General features: G+C 72.2%; 13 protein-coding genes. 8 read left to right on the top strand and 5 right to left on the bottom strand.

The genetic code is table 11. The features are described from left to right. The first annotated feature begins 32 nt into the window (after positions 1-32). Together AB0J74_RS04945 and AB0J74_RS04940 are read left to right on the top strand one after the other, a co-directional pair. Positions 33-1310 carry a thymidine phosphorylase gene (locus tag AB0J74_RS04945; protein WP_363444773.1) on the top strand — a complete coding sequence of 426 codons (1278 nt, stop codon included), beginning with the start codon at positions 33-35 and terminating at the stop codon, positions 1308-1310. Between the two features lie 74 nt (positions 1311-1384). After that, positions 1385-2065 carry a DUF4272 domain-containing protein gene (locus tag AB0J74_RS04940; protein ID WP_363444771.1) on the top strand — a complete coding sequence of 227 codons (681 nt, stop codon included), beginning with the start codon at positions 1385-1387 and terminating at the stop codon, positions 2063-2065. Here AB0J74_RS04940 and AB0J74_RS04935 read toward each other — a convergent pair. Continuing rightward, a complete protein-coding gene (locus AB0J74_RS04935) occupies positions 2058-2867 on the bottom strand; it encodes a putative RNA methyltransferase (protein WP_363444769.1) in 810 nt (269 codons plus the stop codon). The genes AB0J74_RS04940 and AB0J74_RS04935 overlap by 8 nt on opposite strands. Before the next feature lie 26 nt (positions 2868-2893). Between AB0J74_RS04935 and AB0J74_RS04930 the strand changes: the two genes are divergently transcribed. From AB0J74_RS04930 to AB0J74_RS04910, 5 genes are all read left to right on the top strand, one after another. After that, positions 2894-3967, top strand: coding sequence for an adenosine deaminase (locus AB0J74_RS04930; RefSeq protein ID WP_363444768.1), 1074 nt, complete (start codon positions 2894-2896; stop codon positions 3965-3967). Positions 3968-4343: 376 nt separating this feature from the next. Beyond that, complete coding sequence (locus tag AB0J74_RS04925; protein ID WP_363444766.1) at positions 4344-8126, top strand: nitrate- and nitrite sensing domain-containing protein; 3783 nt, start codon at positions 4344-4346, stop codon at positions 8124-8126. Beyond that, positions 8123-8527 carry a roadblock/LC7 domain-containing protein gene (locus tag AB0J74_RS04920; protein WP_116068409.1) on the top strand — a complete coding sequence of 135 codons (405 nt, stop codon included), beginning with the start codon at positions 8123-8125 and terminating at the stop codon, positions 8525-8527. The genes AB0J74_RS04925 and AB0J74_RS04920 overlap by 4 nt, the downstream gene beginning before the upstream one ends. 98 nt (positions 8528-8625) lie before the next feature. Next, the gene (locus AB0J74_RS04915; RefSeq protein WP_089247557.1) at positions 8626-9003 is read left to right on the top strand and encodes a DUF742 domain-containing protein; all 378 of its coding nucleotides are present in this window, start codon (positions 8626-8628) and stop codon (positions 9001-9003) included. Further along, the gene (locus AB0J74_RS04910) at positions 8984-9592 is read left to right on the top strand and encodes an ATP/GTP-binding protein (protein ID WP_203709990.1); all 609 of its coding nucleotides are present in this window, start codon (positions 8984-8986) and stop codon (positions 9590-9592) included. The genes AB0J74_RS04915 and AB0J74_RS04910 overlap by 20 nt, the downstream gene beginning before the upstream one ends. A gap of 66 nt (positions 9593-9658) precedes the next feature. On the opposite strand, the gene AB0J74_RS04905 is transcribed toward AB0J74_RS04910, so the two are convergent. The 3 genes from AB0J74_RS04905 to AB0J74_RS04895 form a co-directional block, all read right to left on the bottom strand. Further along, positions 9659-10879, bottom strand: coding sequence for an ABC transporter substrate-binding protein (locus AB0J74_RS04905; protein WP_363444763.1), 1221 nt, complete (start codon positions 10877-10879; stop codon positions 9659-9661). 120 nt (positions 10880-10999) lie between these two features. Further along, the gene (locus AB0J74_RS04900; RefSeq protein ID WP_363444761.1) at positions 11000-13849 is read right to left on the bottom strand and encodes a transposase; all 2850 of its coding nucleotides are present in this window, start codon (positions 13847-13849) and stop codon (positions 11000-11002) included. Positions 13850-13911: 62 nt separating this feature from the next. Continuing rightward, complete coding sequence (locus AB0J74_RS04895; RefSeq protein ID WP_363445451.1) at positions 13912-14811, bottom strand: DNA primase; 900 nt, start codon at positions 14809-14811, stop codon at positions 13912-13914. A gap of 287 nt (positions 14812-15098) precedes the next feature. Here AB0J74_RS04895 and AB0J74_RS04890 point away from each other — a divergent pair, with 287 nt between their 5' ends. Next, positions 15099-15425 carry a helix-turn-helix transcriptional regulator gene (locus AB0J74_RS04890; RefSeq protein WP_363444759.1) on the top strand — a complete coding sequence of 109 codons (327 nt, stop codon included), beginning with the start codon at positions 15099-15101 and terminating at the stop codon, positions 15423-15425. 5 nt (positions 15426-15430) lie between these two features. Here AB0J74_RS04890 and AB0J74_RS04885 read toward each other — a convergent pair whose 3' ends face one another. Further along, positions 15431-16087: a permease prefix domain 1-containing protein gene (locus AB0J74_RS04885; protein ID WP_363444757.1), complete on the bottom strand. Its 657-nt coding sequence runs from the start codon at positions 16085-16087 to the stop codon at positions 15431-15433. Between the last annotated feature and the right edge of the window lie 25 nt (positions 16088-16112).

Genomic DNA, 16112 nt, shown 5'->3' with positions numbered 1-16112 from the left:
GAATGCCCGACGACGCGAGGCGTGGTCGGAGCATGAGCTTCGCCGCCGTTGACGTCATCCGCACCAAGCGCGACGGCGGCGTGCTCTCCGACGCCGCGATCGACTGGGTGGTCGACGCCTACACCAAGGGCGTGGTCGCCGATGAGCAGATGTCGGCGCTGGCGATGGCGATCCTGCTGCGCGGCATGACGCCGGCCGAGATCGCCCGGTGGACCGCGGCGATGATCGCGAGCGGCGAACGGCTCGACCTTTCCGCCGTCGACCGGCCGACCGCCGACAAGCACAGCACCGGCGGTGTCGGCGACAAGATCACGCTGCCGCTCACCCCGCTGGTCGCCGCCTGCGGCGTCGCGGTGCCCCAGCTCTCCGGGCGCGGTCTCGGGCACACCGGCGGCACGCTCGACAAGCTCGAGTCGATCCCGGGCTGGCGGGCGCGGCTCGACAACGCCGAGTTCATCGCCCAACTGCGCGACGTCGGCGCGGTCATTTGCGCCGCCGGCGACGGGCTGGCGCCGGCCGACCGCAAGCTCTACGCGCTGCGCGACGTCACCGGGACGGTCGAGGCGATCCCGCTGATCGCCAGCTCGATCATGAGCAAGAAGATCGCCGAAGGGACCGGCGCGCTGGTGCTCGACGTGAAGGTCGGCTCCGGCGCGTTCATGAAGTCGCTGGACGACGCCCGCGAGCTCGCCCGCACGATGGTCGAACTGGGCAAGGCGCACGGCGTGCGCACGGTCGCCCTGCTCACCGAGATGTCCACGCCGCTCGGCCTCGCGGTCGGCAACGCGATCGAGGTCGAGGAGTCGGTCGAGGTGCTGGCCGGCGGCGGGCCCGCCGACGTGGTCGAGCTGACCCTGGCGCTGGCCCGGGAGATGCTCGACGCGGCCGGACGACCCGACGCCGACCCCGCGGCGGCACTCGCCGACGGGCGCGCGATGGACTCCTGGCGGGCGATGATCCGGGCGCAGGGCGGCGACCCGGAGGCGGCCATGCCGGTCGCGCGGGAGACGCACACGGTCACCGCCGAGGCCGACGGGTTCGTCGAGACGGTCGACGCGTACGCCATCGGTGTCGCGGCCTGGCGCTTGGGCGCGGGCCGGGCCCGCAAGGAGGATCCGGTCTCGGCGGCGGCGGGCGTGCTGCTGCACCGCCGGCCCGGCGACCCGGTCAAGGCCGGCGAGCCGTTGTATGAGCTGCGTAGCGACGATCCGGCCCGGTTCGCCGCGGCGCTGGAAGCGGCCGCCGGCGCGGTGACGATCTCCGCCCGACCGCCGGCCGGAACGCCGCTGGTCATCGATCGTCTCGCCTGACGTTCCGCTGCGCGCCCGGAAGGGCTATCCTCGCTGGCCAGGGGGATCGTCGACGTCAGAGGAACCAAAACGCCGTGACCGTGCCTGCCCCCGACCCGCGGCCCATCCGGGCGGCCAGCGTCGATGAGCTGCGCCGGCTACGCCTGCCGGCGCCGCCGGCCGGGTTCCCGCTGGTGTGGGAGCCGGGTGACGAGGTCGAGCTGCGACCCACCGGCGACATCGAGGCGCGCACCGCGATCCTGCACCTGGTGCTGGCCCGGTGCTTCGGCATGCCGCCCCAGTCCGCGATGAGCTGGTTGCTCACCTCGCACCTGGTCGAGCTCGTGACCCCGCCGGAGTGGCAGTTCGTGGTGGCCGAGCGGGGTGACCGGCGCTCGTTCGTGCTGCACCACGACGCGATCTTCGCACTCGCCTGGCTGCTCGGGTTGAGCAAGCACCTGGACCCGACCGCGCCGACCGACGAGCGGTTGATGGAGGCGTTGCCGCACCTACCGGAAGGTGAGACATTCCGGGCGTGGCGCTCGCGAATCCTGGCCGCGCCGCGCGACGCCGCCGAAGCCGCCGCGATGCTCGACTTCTACTACTGCCTCGACTGGAGCTATCTCGAAGCGGAGCGCCGCGGCCTCGGCCTGCCCGGTGTGGTCGACGCCAACGCGATCGGGCAGCGCCGGTGGGCCCTGGAATGGGCCGTCGTCTTCAAGGGGCCCTACCACGATCCTCCGGGCGGCTGGGAAGAGGTCGATCTCTCTACCTAGGCCGATACCGGTCGAGTCGCACCGCCGCGGTCACCTCGACCGGCGTGGCGAGATCGATCGCGGCCGGCTCCCGGTGCCAGGCGCTCGGTCCCATGCCGACCACGGCGGCGACCTCGGCCCGGTCGAGCCGCAGCGTCGAGCGCAGGCTCTGCCGCCGTTCCAGCACGAAGCGCCGGTCGAGGCTCGCGGCCAGCCGATCCTCCTTGTCGGGGTCGACCCGCAGCAGGCCGAGCGCGTCGACGAGTTCGGTCAGGTGGTCGGGCTCGGGCGTGACCACCAGCAGCAGGCCGTCCGGACGCAGCACCCGGTGGAACTCCTCGCCGTTGCGGGGCGCGAACACGTCGAGCAGCACCGCGGTGTCGTGGTCGGCCAGCGGCAGCCGGCCCCAGGCGTCGGCCCGCACCGCGCCCGCCCGGTCGTGTGCCCGTGCCGCGCGGCGCAGCGCCGGCTTCGACGCGTCCAGGGCCAGACCGACCAGACCAGGATCACCATCGAGTACGGCCGCCAGGTGCTGCCCGGTGCCCGCGCCGACGTCGACGGCCAGCCCGCCGGCCCCGGCGGCCGCGTCGGCCAGGGCCGCCGACACGAACTCGTAGTGCCCCTTGGCCAGGAACGCGTCGCGCGCGGCGACCATCTCCGGCGTGTCACCGGTGTGCGGCGACCGGCCGGCGCTCAGGTCGACGTACCCCTGGCGGGCGATGTCGAAGCTGTGCCCCCGTGGGCAGCGCAGCGTCCGGCCGGTGGTGCCCAGTGTTTCGTGGCACACCGGGCACCGCAGGTAGGCCACAACGTCACGGTTCATTCGGCCCCAACCACTAGGGTCTTTCCATGGTCGCAATCGGCATGGAAGAGATCGTCAAGGCACCTAAGGCGTTGCTGCACGACCACCTCGACGGTGGGCTGCGTCCGGCGACGGTCGTCGACCTGGCGGCCGACGTCGACCATGCCCTGCCGACCACCGATCCCGGCGAACTCGGGCGCTGGTTCGTCGAGTCGGCCGACTCCGGCTCGCTCGAACGCTACCTGGAGACGTTCGAGCACACGGTCGCGGTGATGCAGACCGCGCCGGCGCTGCACCGGGTCGCCCAGGAGTGCGCTCTCGACCTGGCCGCCGACGGTGTGGTCTACGCCGAGGTGCGGTTCGCGCCCGAGCAGCACTTGGAGAAGGGCCTGACGCTCGACGGCGTGGTCGAGGCGGTGCTGGGCGGGTTCGCCGCGGGCACCGCCGAGGCAGCCGCCAAGGGGCAGCAGATCCGGGTCGGCACGCTGCTGACCGCGATGCGGCACGCCGCCCGGTCGACGGAGATCGCCGAACTCGCCGTCCGCTACCGCGACACCGGCGTGGTCGGCTTCGACATCGCCGGCGCCGAGGCGGGCTTCCCGCCCACCCGGCACCTCGACGCGTTCGAATACCTCCAGCGGGAGAACTTCCACTTCACCATCCACGCCGGCGAGGCGTTCGGGCTGCCGTCGATCTGGCAGGCGATCCAGTGGTGCGGTGCCGACCGGCTCGGGCACGGCGTGCGCCTGGTCGACGACATCACCCCTGGTGGCCAACCCGTGCTCGGCCGGCTGTCGGCCTACGTGCGCGACAAGCGGATACCGCTGGAGCTGTGTCCGTCGTCCAACGTGCAGACCGGCGCGGCGCCGTCGATCGCGCAGCACCCCATCGGGTTGCTCCGCGACCTGCGCTTCCGGGTCACCGTCAACACCGACAACCGGCTGATGAGCGGCACCTCGATGTCGCGCGAGATGGCCCTGCTGGTCGATGCGTTCGGTTACGGCTGGACCGAGCTGCAGTGGTTCACCATCAACGCGATGAAGAGCGCGTTCATCCCGTTCGACGAGCGGCTCACCATCATCAATGAGGTGATCAAGCCCGCGTACGCCAAATTGGCGTGACGGCCGTCTTCGCCACGTGCGCAATCCGGCACATCGGAAGTCCAATTCAGACTTAACGGGTATTTCTCGTCGTCTCTTCGTACGAATCCGCAGCGCGCTTCCCCTATAAGGGGCATTGCACCAGCGCGGTGTCGATCCGCACGCCCCGGAAGAAGGACGCCCCGCCGGAGATCGACGCTCACCTAGGGTGACGCGAGGTCAACGCCGTGCTGACAAACGGCCTGAACATCGCATCAGTACGGCGATCACGGACAGGGTGGGCTTTCTCTTTGCCAGCCCGACGTGATGGAATGCCGGGGGTCCGACCCGCCCGGGTCGGCCGATCGGCGGTGCCCGTGCGCAATTTCCTGACGGCGCCGAACCGGAGGGCGGTGACGTGAGCAAGCGGCCGAAGACGGCGAATTCCTTCATGTCGCGTCTCCGCCGGCCAGCCGGCCGGCTACGTGATCTGCCGATCTGGTCGAAGCTCGGCCTCATCATGATCGTGCCGACCCTGGCGACGATCGTGGTTGGCACCAACGGCCTGATCGACCACATCGACACGTCGGAGAACGCGGACCAGGCACGCGACCTTGCCGTTGTGGTGGAGGCGTCTGGGGATCTCGTCCAGAACCTGCAGAACGAACGGGCCGCCGCGGCCATCCTGCTCGGCACGGCGCCGGGTACGGCGGCGAACAAGAAATACCGCACCTCCTTCGACAGCTCGCAGCAGGCCGTCGACCGCGTGGTCAACAACTACGCGACGCAACGGGCCTCGCTCAACGACCTGCCGAGCAACTTCGTCACCACGCTCAACCAGATCGACGACGGCCTTCAGGGCCTTCCGGGCGTGCGCAGCCAGGTGACCAGCAACAAGTTCGCCTTCACCGACGCCGCCCGGGCCTACAACGCCCTCGTCGACAACCTGCTCAACCTCCGTGACGGCGCCGCGCAGCTGGCCGCCAACACGTCACTGAGCGAGCGGATGCGTGCGGTCGCCGCCGTGGCGCGACAGAAGGAGTTCCTTTCCCAGGAGCGCCTGGTCGTGCTGCAGGCCTACAGCGCCGGCTCGATGAACCCCAACCTCAAGAAGGAGTTCATCGCCTCGCAGACCGGCCAGTTGCAGGCCGCGGAGACGTTCATCTCGGTCGCCACGGTGACCGAGGAAGAGTCCTACAACCAGACTGTCGCCGGCTCCGACCTGCGCTCCTCGACGGCGTTCGCGGGCTGGATCACCGGCATCATGCCGCCAAGCGGCGACCTCAAGCAGGCGCCGTTCACGGTCGACTCGTGGGACAGCGCCCTGCTCGGGCACAGCCGGTTGATCCGCAGCGTCGAGCGCCGACTCGACAACACCGTCGTCGACACCGCCACCACCCTGCGCGACGACGTGCAGCGCCAGGTCCTCATCGAGACCGGCCTGCTGCTCGCGATGCTGCTGCTGGCCATCCTGTTCGCCTGGTTGGTCGCCCGCTCGATGGCGCGGTCGCTGCGCGAGCTGCGACACGGCGCCCTCGCGGTCGCCCAATACGGCCTGCCGCAGGCGGTGGCCCGGCTGCGTGACCCGGCGCTGTCCACCCAGATGTCGCCGGCCCAGCTGGCCAACCAGATCGCCGAGCCGCTGCCGGTCCGCAGCAAGGACGAGTTCGGCCAGGTGACCGAGGCGTTCAACGCGGTCCACCTCGAAGCCGTCCGCACCGCGGCCGAGCAGGCCGCCCTGCGGGCATCCGTCGCGACGATGTTCGTCAACCTCGCCCGCCGTTCGCAGATCCTGGTCGACCGGCTGATCGGTCACCTCGACCGGCTGGAGCGCGGCGAGGAAGACCCGGACCGCCTGGCCGAGCTCTTCCAGCTCGACCACCTGGCGACCCGGATGCGCCGCAACGACGAAAACCTCCTGGTGCTGGCCGGCGCCGACTCGACGCGTATCCAGCGCGAGCCGGCCGCCCTGATCGACGTGCTGCGCGCCGCGCAGTCCGAAGTCGAGCACTACACCCGGATCGAGTTCGGCGTCATCGACCGTGACATCGAGGTCGCCGCGCACGCGGTCAACGACCTCGTCCACCTCGTCGCCGAGCTGTTCGACAACGCGACGGCGTTCTCGCCGCCCGACTCGAGCGTCATGGTCGAGGCCCGCCGGATCGGCGAGCACGCCGTGCTCTACGTCGAAGACCGCGGCATCGGCATCACCGCCGAGCAGCTCAACGACCTCAACGAGCGGCTGTCCCAGCCGCCGCAGGTCGACGTGGCCGTGTCCCGGATGATGGGCCTGGTCGTGGTCGCGCGGCTGGCCGCGCGCCACGGCGTCAAGGTCGAGCTCCGGCCGGCGTCCGACCGCGGCACCGTGGCCGACGTCGCACTGCCCACCTCGGTCCTGGTGCCCCGGGCGCTCGCGGGCCGTGGCCCGCAGGCCGGCGCGTTCGAAGTGCAGATGCAGCAGCCGGCGGCCCAGGTCTCGCGCACGCCCTACCCCGCGGCGGCGCCGCTGGCGCTGGAGAGCGGCCCGATGGGTCAGCGACCCAACCACGACCTGGCCGGTGCCGGGGCCGGTGGCGGTCTCGCCAGCGCGTTCGGCGCCCGTCCGGGCGACGCGCCGCTCAACGGCGGGAACGGTGCCCACGGCGCCAACGGCGGCAACGGCAACACCCGGAGCGGGCCGATGCCGGCCTGGTCCGACCTCACCGGCGCCGGCCCGCAGCACCGCCCGAGCGACCCGTTCGGCTCCCGGGCGAACGGCCTGCGCGACGACCCGCCGCTGCCGCAGCGGCGTTCGACCGACGGCTGGGCGATGGAGGGTGAGGTGACCGCGGGCGGCCCGCAGTCACCCGCGATCCCGCGCCAGACGCCGCGCGACAACGGCACGCCTCCGGTCTTCTCGGCGCCCCCGGTGATCTCGGTTCCGCCGGTGATCTCCGTTCCGCCGTCGTCACCCGGTCCGGGCGCCGCGCCGCGCGGGCCCGAGGTCTGGGAGCAGGGCGGCCCCACGCTGCCGCCGAGCGCCCCCGCTGGTCCGCCGATCGCCATGCCGGAGAGCCCGGTCGTGCCGGGTCGGTCCGGCGGCCTGCCCCCTCGCCAGCCGGAGCAGCCGGCCGCGCCGAGCTACCAGCAGTCCGCGCAGATGCCGGCCAGCGCGCCGCCGCAGCAGCAGCAGCCCACTCCGGCGCCCTACGGCCTGGCGGGTGCGGGCATGGGCGCACCGGCTCCGGCCGCCAACCCGGCGCCGCCCGCGTGGCCACCGGTCGCCGCCGAGCCCCAGCCGGTCGCCGACCAGCTCAGCGCCGGCTACGACCTGACCGCCGAACTGCCCCGGGTCGAGCGCCCGGCGGCCCAGGCCCAGGCCCAGGCCCAGCCTCAGGCACAGGCACAGCCCGCCGTCCCGCCGATCATCCCGGCCGCCAACAAGGCCAGGTTCGCCGACGAGACGATGGAACTGCCGATCTTCCGCGAGCTCGAGTCGGCGTGGTTCCGCACCCGCCGGGCGGCCGCGGAAGAGTCCTCGCTCACGCCGACGCCGAGTGCCCAGGCAGCTGCCCCCGCAGCGGCCGCGGCCGCTGCGCCGGCCACCGAGCAGCGGATGGGCGCGGGAGCCACCGTGGCACCGACGGAGCAGTTCGTGACCGTCGAGGCCAGCCAGCGGCTCACCAGCTCGCCGCAGTCGCGCACGGCGCCGGCGGCGGCACCGCCGACCGGCCCGGTCGGCGCGCCCATGGGTGCCCCGATGGGTGGCGGCGGTGGGTTGCCACCGCGCAGCCCGCTGCCGACGCGGCCGCCCACACAGCACGACAGCAACATGCCTGCCAGCGGCGGCAACGGGCACGGCAACGGCAACGGTGCCGCTCGCCGGCCCGAGCCCGAGTCCTGGCAGACGGCCGCTGACGACGGGTGGCGGGCAGCTTCCGCCATCTCGGAGATGCAAGTGAACGAAACCACGCAGGCCGGCCTGCCCAAGCGGGTGCCGATGGCACAACTCGTGCCGGGTGGGGTCGACAAGTCAGCATCGTCGGTGCAGAAGCGCACTCCGGAAGCGGTCCGCGGGCTGCTCTCGGCTTACCACCGGGGTGTGCAGCGCGGTCGCACCCAGCCAAAGGACGAAACTTCGGATACGACTCCGGCCGGGCAGCCCTCCCAAGCTGGCCACGGTCCGGGCGCCGGGAGCGGTCAGAAGGAGCACGAACGATGACAACCACGCAAGATCTCGGGTGGCTGCTCGCCAACTTCGCCGATCGGGTGCCGGGGGTCGCACACGCGATCGCGGTTTCCGCCGACGGTCTGCTCCTCGCCTCGTCGCGGGATCTCCCGCGCGACCGGGCCGACCAGCTGGCCGCCATCTCGTCCGGTCTGGTCAGCCTCACCCAAGGCGCGGCCCGCTGCTTCGAAGGCGGTGCGGTGCTACAGAACGTCGTCGAGATGGACAACGGGTTCCTGTTCCTGATGTCGATCTCCGACGGCTCCTCGTTCGCGGTCCTGGCGGCTCGCACCTGCGACGTCGGCCAGGTCGGTTATGAGATGGCGTTGCTGGTCGACCGCGTCGGTGACGCGCTGACCCCGGCGCCACGCACGGCCGCGGGAATGCTGGGCTAGTCGTTCCGGCAACGGAACGGCGCACGACAACGACATACAGACGCGACGGTCCCCGAACGATCGGGCCGTGTTCGGGATGCGAAGGGGGGTGAACGGCGATGACCGACAGAGACGAGCCGACCGGCGCGCTGGTGCGGCCGTACGCCGTGACCCGCGGACGCACCCGGCCCCGGCTCGAGATCGCCCTCGAGGCACTCGTCGAGACGACGGTCCGCGGCCGAACCGCCAACTCCACCAAAGGTGGGGGAGGCCGCGAGCACCAATACATCGCCGCCTTGTGCGACGGCCGGTTGCAGTCGCTCGCGGAGATCGCGGCCCGGATGCAGCTCCCGCTGGGGGTTGCCCGGGTCCTGATCGCCGACATGGCCGCCGACGGGCTCGTCGCGGTCTACGAACCGACCTCACTGGAAGACACGAACGATGCGGTGGGCACTGAACTGCTGGAGAGGGTGCTGAGTGGACTTCGCAGGCTCTGACGTGACGCACCGCCCGAGCGCTGGCCGTGTGACGTCGGCGAAGATTGTCATCGCCGGCGGGTTCGGCGTCGGCAAGACGACGCTGGTCGGGTCGGTGTCGGAAATCACGCCGCTGACCACCGAGGCCATCATGACCTCGGCCGGTGTCGGCGTCGACGACACCCGGCAGGTGCCGGGCAAGACGACGACGACCGTGGCCATGGACTTCGGCCGGATCACGATCGACCGTGACCTGATCCTCTACCTGTTCGGCACCCCCGGCCAGACCCGGTTCTGGTTCATGTGGGACGAGCTGGTCCGAGGTGCGATCGGCGCGATCGTGCTCGTCGACACCCGTCGACTAGCCGACTGCTTCGCCGCGATCGACTTCTTCGAACACCGCCGCCTGCCCTACCTGGTGGCGATCAACTGCTTCGACGGCGTGCAATACCACGACCCGCAGGACGTCCGCGATGCCCTCGCGATCTCCAGCGACGTCCCTGTGGTGGCCTGCGACGCCCGCAATCGCGAGTCGACCAAGCACGTGCTGATCAGCCTCGTCGAATACGTGCTGAGCATGCGGCGGTCCCGCGCGGTCGCTCCGGCCTGACCGGTCCAGCGAAAAGCCCCACCGCCGAAAGGCGGTGGGGCTTTCTTCGTGTTCGAGCGCGCCGGGTCAGGTGTAGCGGACCCAGGCGCCGCCGGTGACCTGGAAGACGGCCAGCGAGTCGGCGGTCATGCCGCCGTGCTTGATCGGCTGGAAGTCGTAGGAGCCGGCGATGCCTTCGGTGATCAGGTTTTCCAGGTAGACCCGGATGCGGCCGCGGTCGACGCTGCGACCCAGCCGGGCCGCGTTGGCGATCAGCCGCACCGCGTCGGAGCTGTAGGGCGCGAAGCCCCGGAACGCGCCGTGCTTCTGGATGTAGCGGTAGATGAAGTCGCGCCGGTCGAGATCGGCCATCGTCGTGTCGGTCAGCGACGTGCCCGCCAGCGACGCCGGGTGCACCGCGAACGCCTCGTTGACGGCCGCGATCTTGTCTTCGCCGGTCAGCGTGTCGTCGGCGACCGCGCCCGGGTCGAAGATGAGCTGACCCTCGTAGGACAGCCCGGTCTTCAGCGCCAGCGCCACGGCTCCCGAGTCGGGCGCCTGGGCCCAGACGATGATGGCTTGCGGCTTCTTGTCGGCGACGGCCTTCGAGGCCTCGGTGACGTTGCGACTGCCGGTCAGCGGAAGCTCCTGGCTGGCGATGATGCGGTCCCCGAAGGCCCGGCGCAGGGCACCGAAGCCGGTCGCGCCGTACGCGCCGTTGGCGTAGAGCACGCCGACCGTGTCGATTTTGAGCGCCTCCAGGGCGGTGAGGTCGACCATGGCCCGGGCGATGTCTTCGGCGTTGGGCTGGAGCTTGTAGATATAGGTGCGTGCGGTCAGCGGCGTGACGATGTTGTCGGCCGACGCGAGCGAGATGAACGGCACCTGCTCGGTCTGCGCGACCTTGACCATCTCCAGCGAGGTCTCGGCCAGGATGCCGCCCATCAGCGCGTGGACGTTTTCCTTCTGGATCAGCTCGGTCGCCTGCTGTGCGGCGGTCTCCGGGCGGCCGCCGTTGTCGCGGTAGATCATTTTGACCCGGCGGCGCAGGTTGCCGACCGGAACGCCCTCTTCGTTGAGCGTGTCGACGGTGATCCGCAGCGCGCGCTCCTGGAGCACGCCGTGCGCCGCGCCGGGACCGGTGAGCTCCAGGCTGGCGCCGATGATGAGTTCTTCGGACCCCTTGGTGGTCGGGCCCGGGCTGTTGGTCTCGTCAGACCCGCAGGCGGCGGTGAACAGGGTCCCCGCGGCTGCGACGAGAACGCCACGCCGGGTCATCTGGGCCCGGCCGATCGCCGGCTTCGACATCTGGTGCCGCCTCTCCACAACCCGGCGACGCCCGTCGCCAGATATCACGCGGGTATGCTCCCGGGCCGCTAGGCCCGCCGTCAAATCGCGGTTCCTACCCAATCGGGGCGTCCCGCGGGATCACGACCTGGCCGACCGGTATTCGTATTCCTGGCTCTCGTCGCGTCCACCGTGGTCACGGCTGAAGTCCCAGCCACCGGCCGCCTCGCGACCCGGGCGACCGCCCACCGCGTAGCCGCCGATCTCCTGGCCGCGGCGCCAACCGCGGAAGTATCCGGTGGTGTGCGCCGCGATGCTGGCGGCGTCGCGGACGATCCGAAGTGGCCGTTCGTCGCGCAGCGGCGAGCCAGGCACCAGGTTGGCCTGGGGCACCCTTCGGGGTAGGCCGGACTGTGTCTCGATGCCCACGGCGGGCTGAGCGGCCTTCTCGGCCGCCTGCCAGCCGGTGTCGGCGACCGACGCCCAGGCGAGGTCTTCGCTCTCGTCGTCGGGGTGGCCGGTGAACCACGCCGAGCGGGCCGCCGCGAAGATCAGCAGATCGCCGTCGCCCTCGTCGTCGGAGACCGGTGGCGCGCTGATGCCGATCGGGAGCTGCGGGTGGCTGCCGGTGTCGGAGGCCGGGGTTTCCACCAGGCGCAGCGGCGGAGCGTCGTAGCGCGGTGTGTAGTCGTCGCGGACCCGTCGCTCGTCGCGGGCGCGCGACCGCGGTGCGTCTTCGCGCAGCGCGCGGTCAGCCAGCGGCGGCGGCTCGACCAGCCGCAGGATCGGCGGTTCGGGCGGCATGTCGTCGGCGAGCCACGGCGGCGTGACCCGGTCGTCGCCGACCGGCGAGTAGGTCGGCCGGTCGAGTTCGCTCGGCGGCAACTCGCTGAGGTCGGGGAAGCGCGGCTCGCCGTTGGCCCGCTCGTCGGACGTGTTGTCGACCAGCGGCCAGTTGGCCCGGGCACCTGGCTCGGGACGCGGCGCGGGCACCGGAATGCTCAGGTCGGTCGCCTGGAACCCGGCCACCGGCGGCTGCGGCGGTGCCGGCGGCGGTGGAGTCGTCGCACCGCGGCCGTTGGCCCGAGACGGGATGACGGTCGGCCGCTTGCGCTCGGCACGGGCCGAGTTGAGCGCCGCATTGGTCAGCGTTGCCCGGAACGGCTCACCGGCTTCGGCCGGGGGCACCGTCGGTCGTTGCGCCGGGATCGGGGTGATGCCCGGCGGCGGGGGCGGCACGGAGATCGGCTTGTTGACCGGGCTGGCCGACACCGGCCGGCCCGGCAGCGGCAACGACAGGGCTGCCGGGGCCTGCGGCTTCGGTGCGGCTGGCGCCGGCGGAGCCGACTGTGGTGTGGCGGCCGGCTGCTCGTAGCGGCTGGCGTTGTCGAACCCGGCCGGCTGGCCCTGCTCGTAACGGCCCTTGGTGTCGAACCCAGCCGGCTGGCCCTGCTCGTAGCGGCCCTTGGTGTCCAACCTGGCCGGCTGCGTCGCGGCCGGCTGCTCGTGGCGGCCGTTGGTGTCGACGCCAGCTGGCTGTGTCGCGGCCGGCTGCTCGTAGCGGCCGTTGGTGTCGAACCCGGCCGCTTGCGTCGCGGCCGGCTGCTCGTAGCGACTGGTGCCGTCGAACCCGGTCGACCAGGCGTGCCCGGGGCTGCGCGACGGCATCGACGCCCCGGTCGCGGCACTCGCGGCCGGCGGGGTCGCGGCCGCCGGCCGCTCGGCCGAGCGGGCCGGGGTGCTGCGGGACGGCGCGGGGTGGCGCGGTGCGTTCGGCGGGCGGGTCGGGCTGGCCGCGCGCTGCGGCTGGGCCGGCTCGACCGGCCGGACCGGCTCGGCGAACGGTATCGAGGCCGCGGTGGTGACCGGAGACGGCGCGGTCGGCGGCGGTGCCACCGGTGCCGGCGCGACCGGCGGTGTGGTCAGCGCGCGCGGCGTGGTCGCCGCGGCGGCCGGCTCCGGACGGTGCCTGCGACCGGTCGCCGAGCGCTCGGGCAGCGGCAACGGCAGCGCGTGCAGCCCGGCCGGCGTGGCGGCGGGCTCGGTCTCGGTGGCGGCGGCAGCGCCCACCCGGCGGATCGGCCGGCGCGGTGCGGCGGCGACCAACGTGGTGCGGGCGGCCAGCGTGGCCACCAGCGCCGCGCAGCCTTCGTCGCAGGAGCGCACGGCGGCGACGGCCTGGCGCACGGCGTCGGCCGACGCGCTGGCGAGCGCCTTGTTGATGGTGCCGCGGCGCGGTGTCTCGGCGATCGCGACCCGCAGAGCGGTGATCGCCTCGCGAACCTGGGGCTGCTCGGCGATGCCCGACGCGGTCAGCCGGACGGCCACCGCCTCGGCACCCGGGGGCAGGTCACGGCCGCGGGCGACGGTGCCGGAGAGCATGCCGGGCTCGGGCAGCGCGTCGAGGACCGCGAGGGCCAGCGGCTCGGCCGGGTCGGAGAAGGCGCGCAGGGCCGCGGGGTAGAGCTCGCGGAGCACCTCGCGGAGCGTCGCCGCGGCGGAGTGCCGGCCGCCGGCGAGCGCTGAGTGCGCGGCCAGGATGGGCCGGTAGGGCGCGAGGTCGCGCGGCACCGGCAGCCCGATGGCGAAGATGGCGCCGGCCTGCAGGGCCCGGGCGAGGCCGACCGCGCGGCGTTCGGCCGGCGGCGACTCCATCTCTTCGAGGGACTCGTCGTCGGCGAACCGCTCGGCGAAGTCGTCGACGGCGTCGTCGTCGGCGATGGCCAGCGGTCGGCCGGCGGCGGTGAGCAGGGACGTCACCTGGTGGTCGTCGCTGTCAGCGGCGATGGCGGCCGAACCGGGACCGTTGGCCCGCTCGGCCAACACGGCACCGAGCTGGGCGTAACCCGCCGGGTCGTCGGTGATCTCGCAAACGCCGAGCAACCGCCCGGCGTCGTCGACGACGGCAGCCGTCAGACCTGTGCCAGCGCCTGCCGGTCGACCCGTCGGTTCCGCCGATGCGAGACCGCAGTACACCCGTACGAGCGCCACGGTGTCGTCCTCCTCCCCGGGCACATCTCGTGTGCCAAGGACTGATGTTCCCTGGTTGGGGGTCAGTCGCGCCAGTCCACAGCGGCAGAGATCTTGCCGATAATCGTGCGCCAGCCCAGACTTGCGGTTTGTGCCCCGATTTTCCGGAGTCGCCGGCGTGCCATGAACCCACCGATCCCGCCGTCGACCACGCCACGCAGGGCTTCGTCGAGGTCGTCGAGGCTGTTGCCGGGTGAGAGCATGTCAAGCACCGCTGGCAGGCGCAACGCGTAGGACAGGTCGCGCGCGACCTCGCCGGCCTCGATGATGAGCGGCGGGTCCCAGCTGTCGTGGCCGCCGCGCAGGTTCTCCACCACGAGGTCGAGCTCGTATGAGTCTTCGTCGAGCGGTGCCACGTTCACCGGCTCGAGCCGGTCGACCAGCGTGGCCCAGGTGTCGACCTGGGCGAGGTCGTTGGGTGCGCCGGAGCGGATGAAGCTCACCAGGCCCTCGGCGCTGCGGAAGAGCAGCAGCTTGCCGCGGTGGGTGAGGAAGACCGGCACCTCTTCGGCGTCCGGCTCCTCTTCCTCTTCTTCCTCGTCTTCTTCGAGCTCCGCCTCGGCCTCGGCGTCAGCCTCGTCGGCGTCGTCGTCATCTTCGTCGTCGCCGCGGTCTTTGCGCTCGGCCTTGCCGGCCGCCTCGGCCTGCTCCGCCAACTCCTCGTCGGTGAACAGGTCGGCGTCGTCGTCTTCCTCGTCGGGCCGGTTGCGGGCGGCGAAAAGGTCGTCTTCCTCGCGGTCGGAGGTGTCGGTCGGCGTCAGCTCGTTCGACATCCGGTAGGCGCGCAGCGTGTAGCCGGTGCCGGCGGGCAGCGCGATCTCGATCGGGTCGATCCGCAGCTCTTCCCACAGCGCCCGCTGGTCGGCCGGGTCGACCCCGGTCTCGTCGGCGTCGGCGTCGTCGGTCGCGTCGACCTCAGCCACCTCGGCCACCTCAGCGGTCTCGACCGGCGTCGCCACCTCGGGCTCGGTCGCGTCGCTGCCGGTCGTGGTCTCCTCGACCTCTGCCGCGGGCGCGTCCGCAGACGGCGGCTTGGCCTTGGACCGGTTGGACTGGCGCGCCACGCTGACCTCCGGGAGTGGTGTGTTTCGGGCGTGCTTTGGTGACCTCGCGCACGAACACCCTAGTGTGCGCCCGCCGCGTCCATCGCCCGCACCCCGGGTCACCACTTCCTGGCGTGGTCACCTGGTTACGGGTAGGCTCCCTACCTATGAAGGCGCAGGCCCTGCACGGCCACCTGGACGCGCTGCTCCTGTCGGTGCTCGAAGACGGCCCGCTGCACGGATACGCGGTCATCGAAGCGCTCAAGGCCCGCAGCAGCGGCTCGCTCAACCTGCCGACCGGCACGGTCTACCCGGCGCTGCGCCGCCTCGAACGCGCCGGCTTCGTCGACAGCTCGTGGAGCACCGTCAACGGCCGCGAACGCCGCACCTACGAACTAACGGCCGCCGGCCGCCGCGCCCTGGCCGGCGAACGCACCAACTGGCACGAGTTCAGCTCCACGGTCGGCCGGTTCCTCGGCGCCGAGCCCAGCTGAACCAGCTAGGTCGCGCGCAGGCTGGTCGAGGCCGCGCGGGCGATCCAGGTTCCCGCCGCGGTCATCGCCACCGCGCCGGCGATCATCGGGGGCCAGGTCAGGGCCGCGTCCCACATTTCCGCCGACCAGCTGTACAAAGCGAGTCCGCTGCCGGCGACCAGCATCAACACCGCGACCAGGGCGACGACCGCCCCGCGCAGCAGGCGCGCAGACACCTGGCGGCCGTAGCGGGTGGCCAGCCACAGGGCGACGCTGCCGAGCAAACCAGTCGCGACCGCGAGCTTGCCCAGCCAGTCGACGCCCGCGGAGAGCAGCAGATAGCCCGTCGGTGGCTGTGGGCCCGTCCACGGCGCGCCCTGCCACATCAGGTCACTGCAGATGGCCGAGACCGCGAACACCGTTACCACGCGCAGACCCAACACCCGGGCGGCGGACGCCGCCAGTTCGGCCTGGAATGCCGGGGCCACCTCGTCGACGGTGCCGAACTCGGCCACCGCCGCCCGCTCCGCGGCCGAGCGGGCGTGTCCGGCCGCGCGGAGGTCGCGGACCGCGTCGTCGAGGCCGTCGCGGGCCTCGGTCAGCATCCGGCGCTTGAGGCCGGCCGGGCCGGACAGCGCGCGGTCGAGCAGCCGGATGTGCTGGTCGACGAGGCTGGCACGCATACCCGGCAGCCTCGCACGGAACGGC

It is taken from the genome of Asanoa sp. NPDC049573 (assembly GCF_040676615.1).
In the GTDB taxonomy this organism is placed as follows: Bacteria; Actinomycetota; Actinomycetes; order Mycobacteriales; family Micromonosporaceae; genus Asanoa.
The sequence above is the reverse complement of the archived record's forward strand: the minus strand, read 5'-3'. Positions and strand labels throughout refer to the sequence as shown.

Excerpts from the sequence above, each read along its gene's own strand:
- AB0J74_RS04915 (WP_089247557.1), top strand. The coding sequence starts at position 8,626 with ATGACCGACAGAGACGAGCCGACCGGCGCGCTGGTGCGGCCGTACGCC.
- AB0J74_RS04890 (WP_363444759.1), top strand. The coding sequence starts at position 15,099 with ATGAAGGCGCAGGCCCTGCACGGCCACCTGGACGCGCTGCTCCTGTCG.
- AB0J74_RS04885 (WP_363444757.1), bottom strand. The coding sequence starts at position 16,087 with ATGCGTGCCAGCCTCGTCGACCAGCACATCCGGCTGCTCGACCGCGCG.
- AB0J74_RS04945 (WP_363444773.1), top strand. The coding sequence starts at position 33 with ATGAGCTTCGCCGCCGTTGACGTCATCCGCACCAAGCGCGACGGCGGC.
- AB0J74_RS04935 (WP_363444769.1), bottom strand. The coding sequence starts at position 2,867 with ATGAACCGTGACGTTGTGGCCTACCTGCGGTGCCCGGTGTGCCACGAA.
- AB0J74_RS04905 (WP_363444763.1), bottom strand. The coding sequence starts at position 10,879 with ATGTCGAAGCCGGCGATCGGCCGGGCCCAGATGACCCGGCGTGGCGTT.
- AB0J74_RS04930 (WP_363444768.1), top strand. The coding sequence starts at position 2,894 with ATGGTCGCAATCGGCATGGAAGAGATCGTCAAGGCACCTAAGGCGTTG.
- AB0J74_RS04920 (WP_116068409.1), top strand. The coding sequence starts at position 8,123 with ATGACAACCACGCAAGATCTCGGGTGGCTGCTCGCCAACTTCGCCGAT.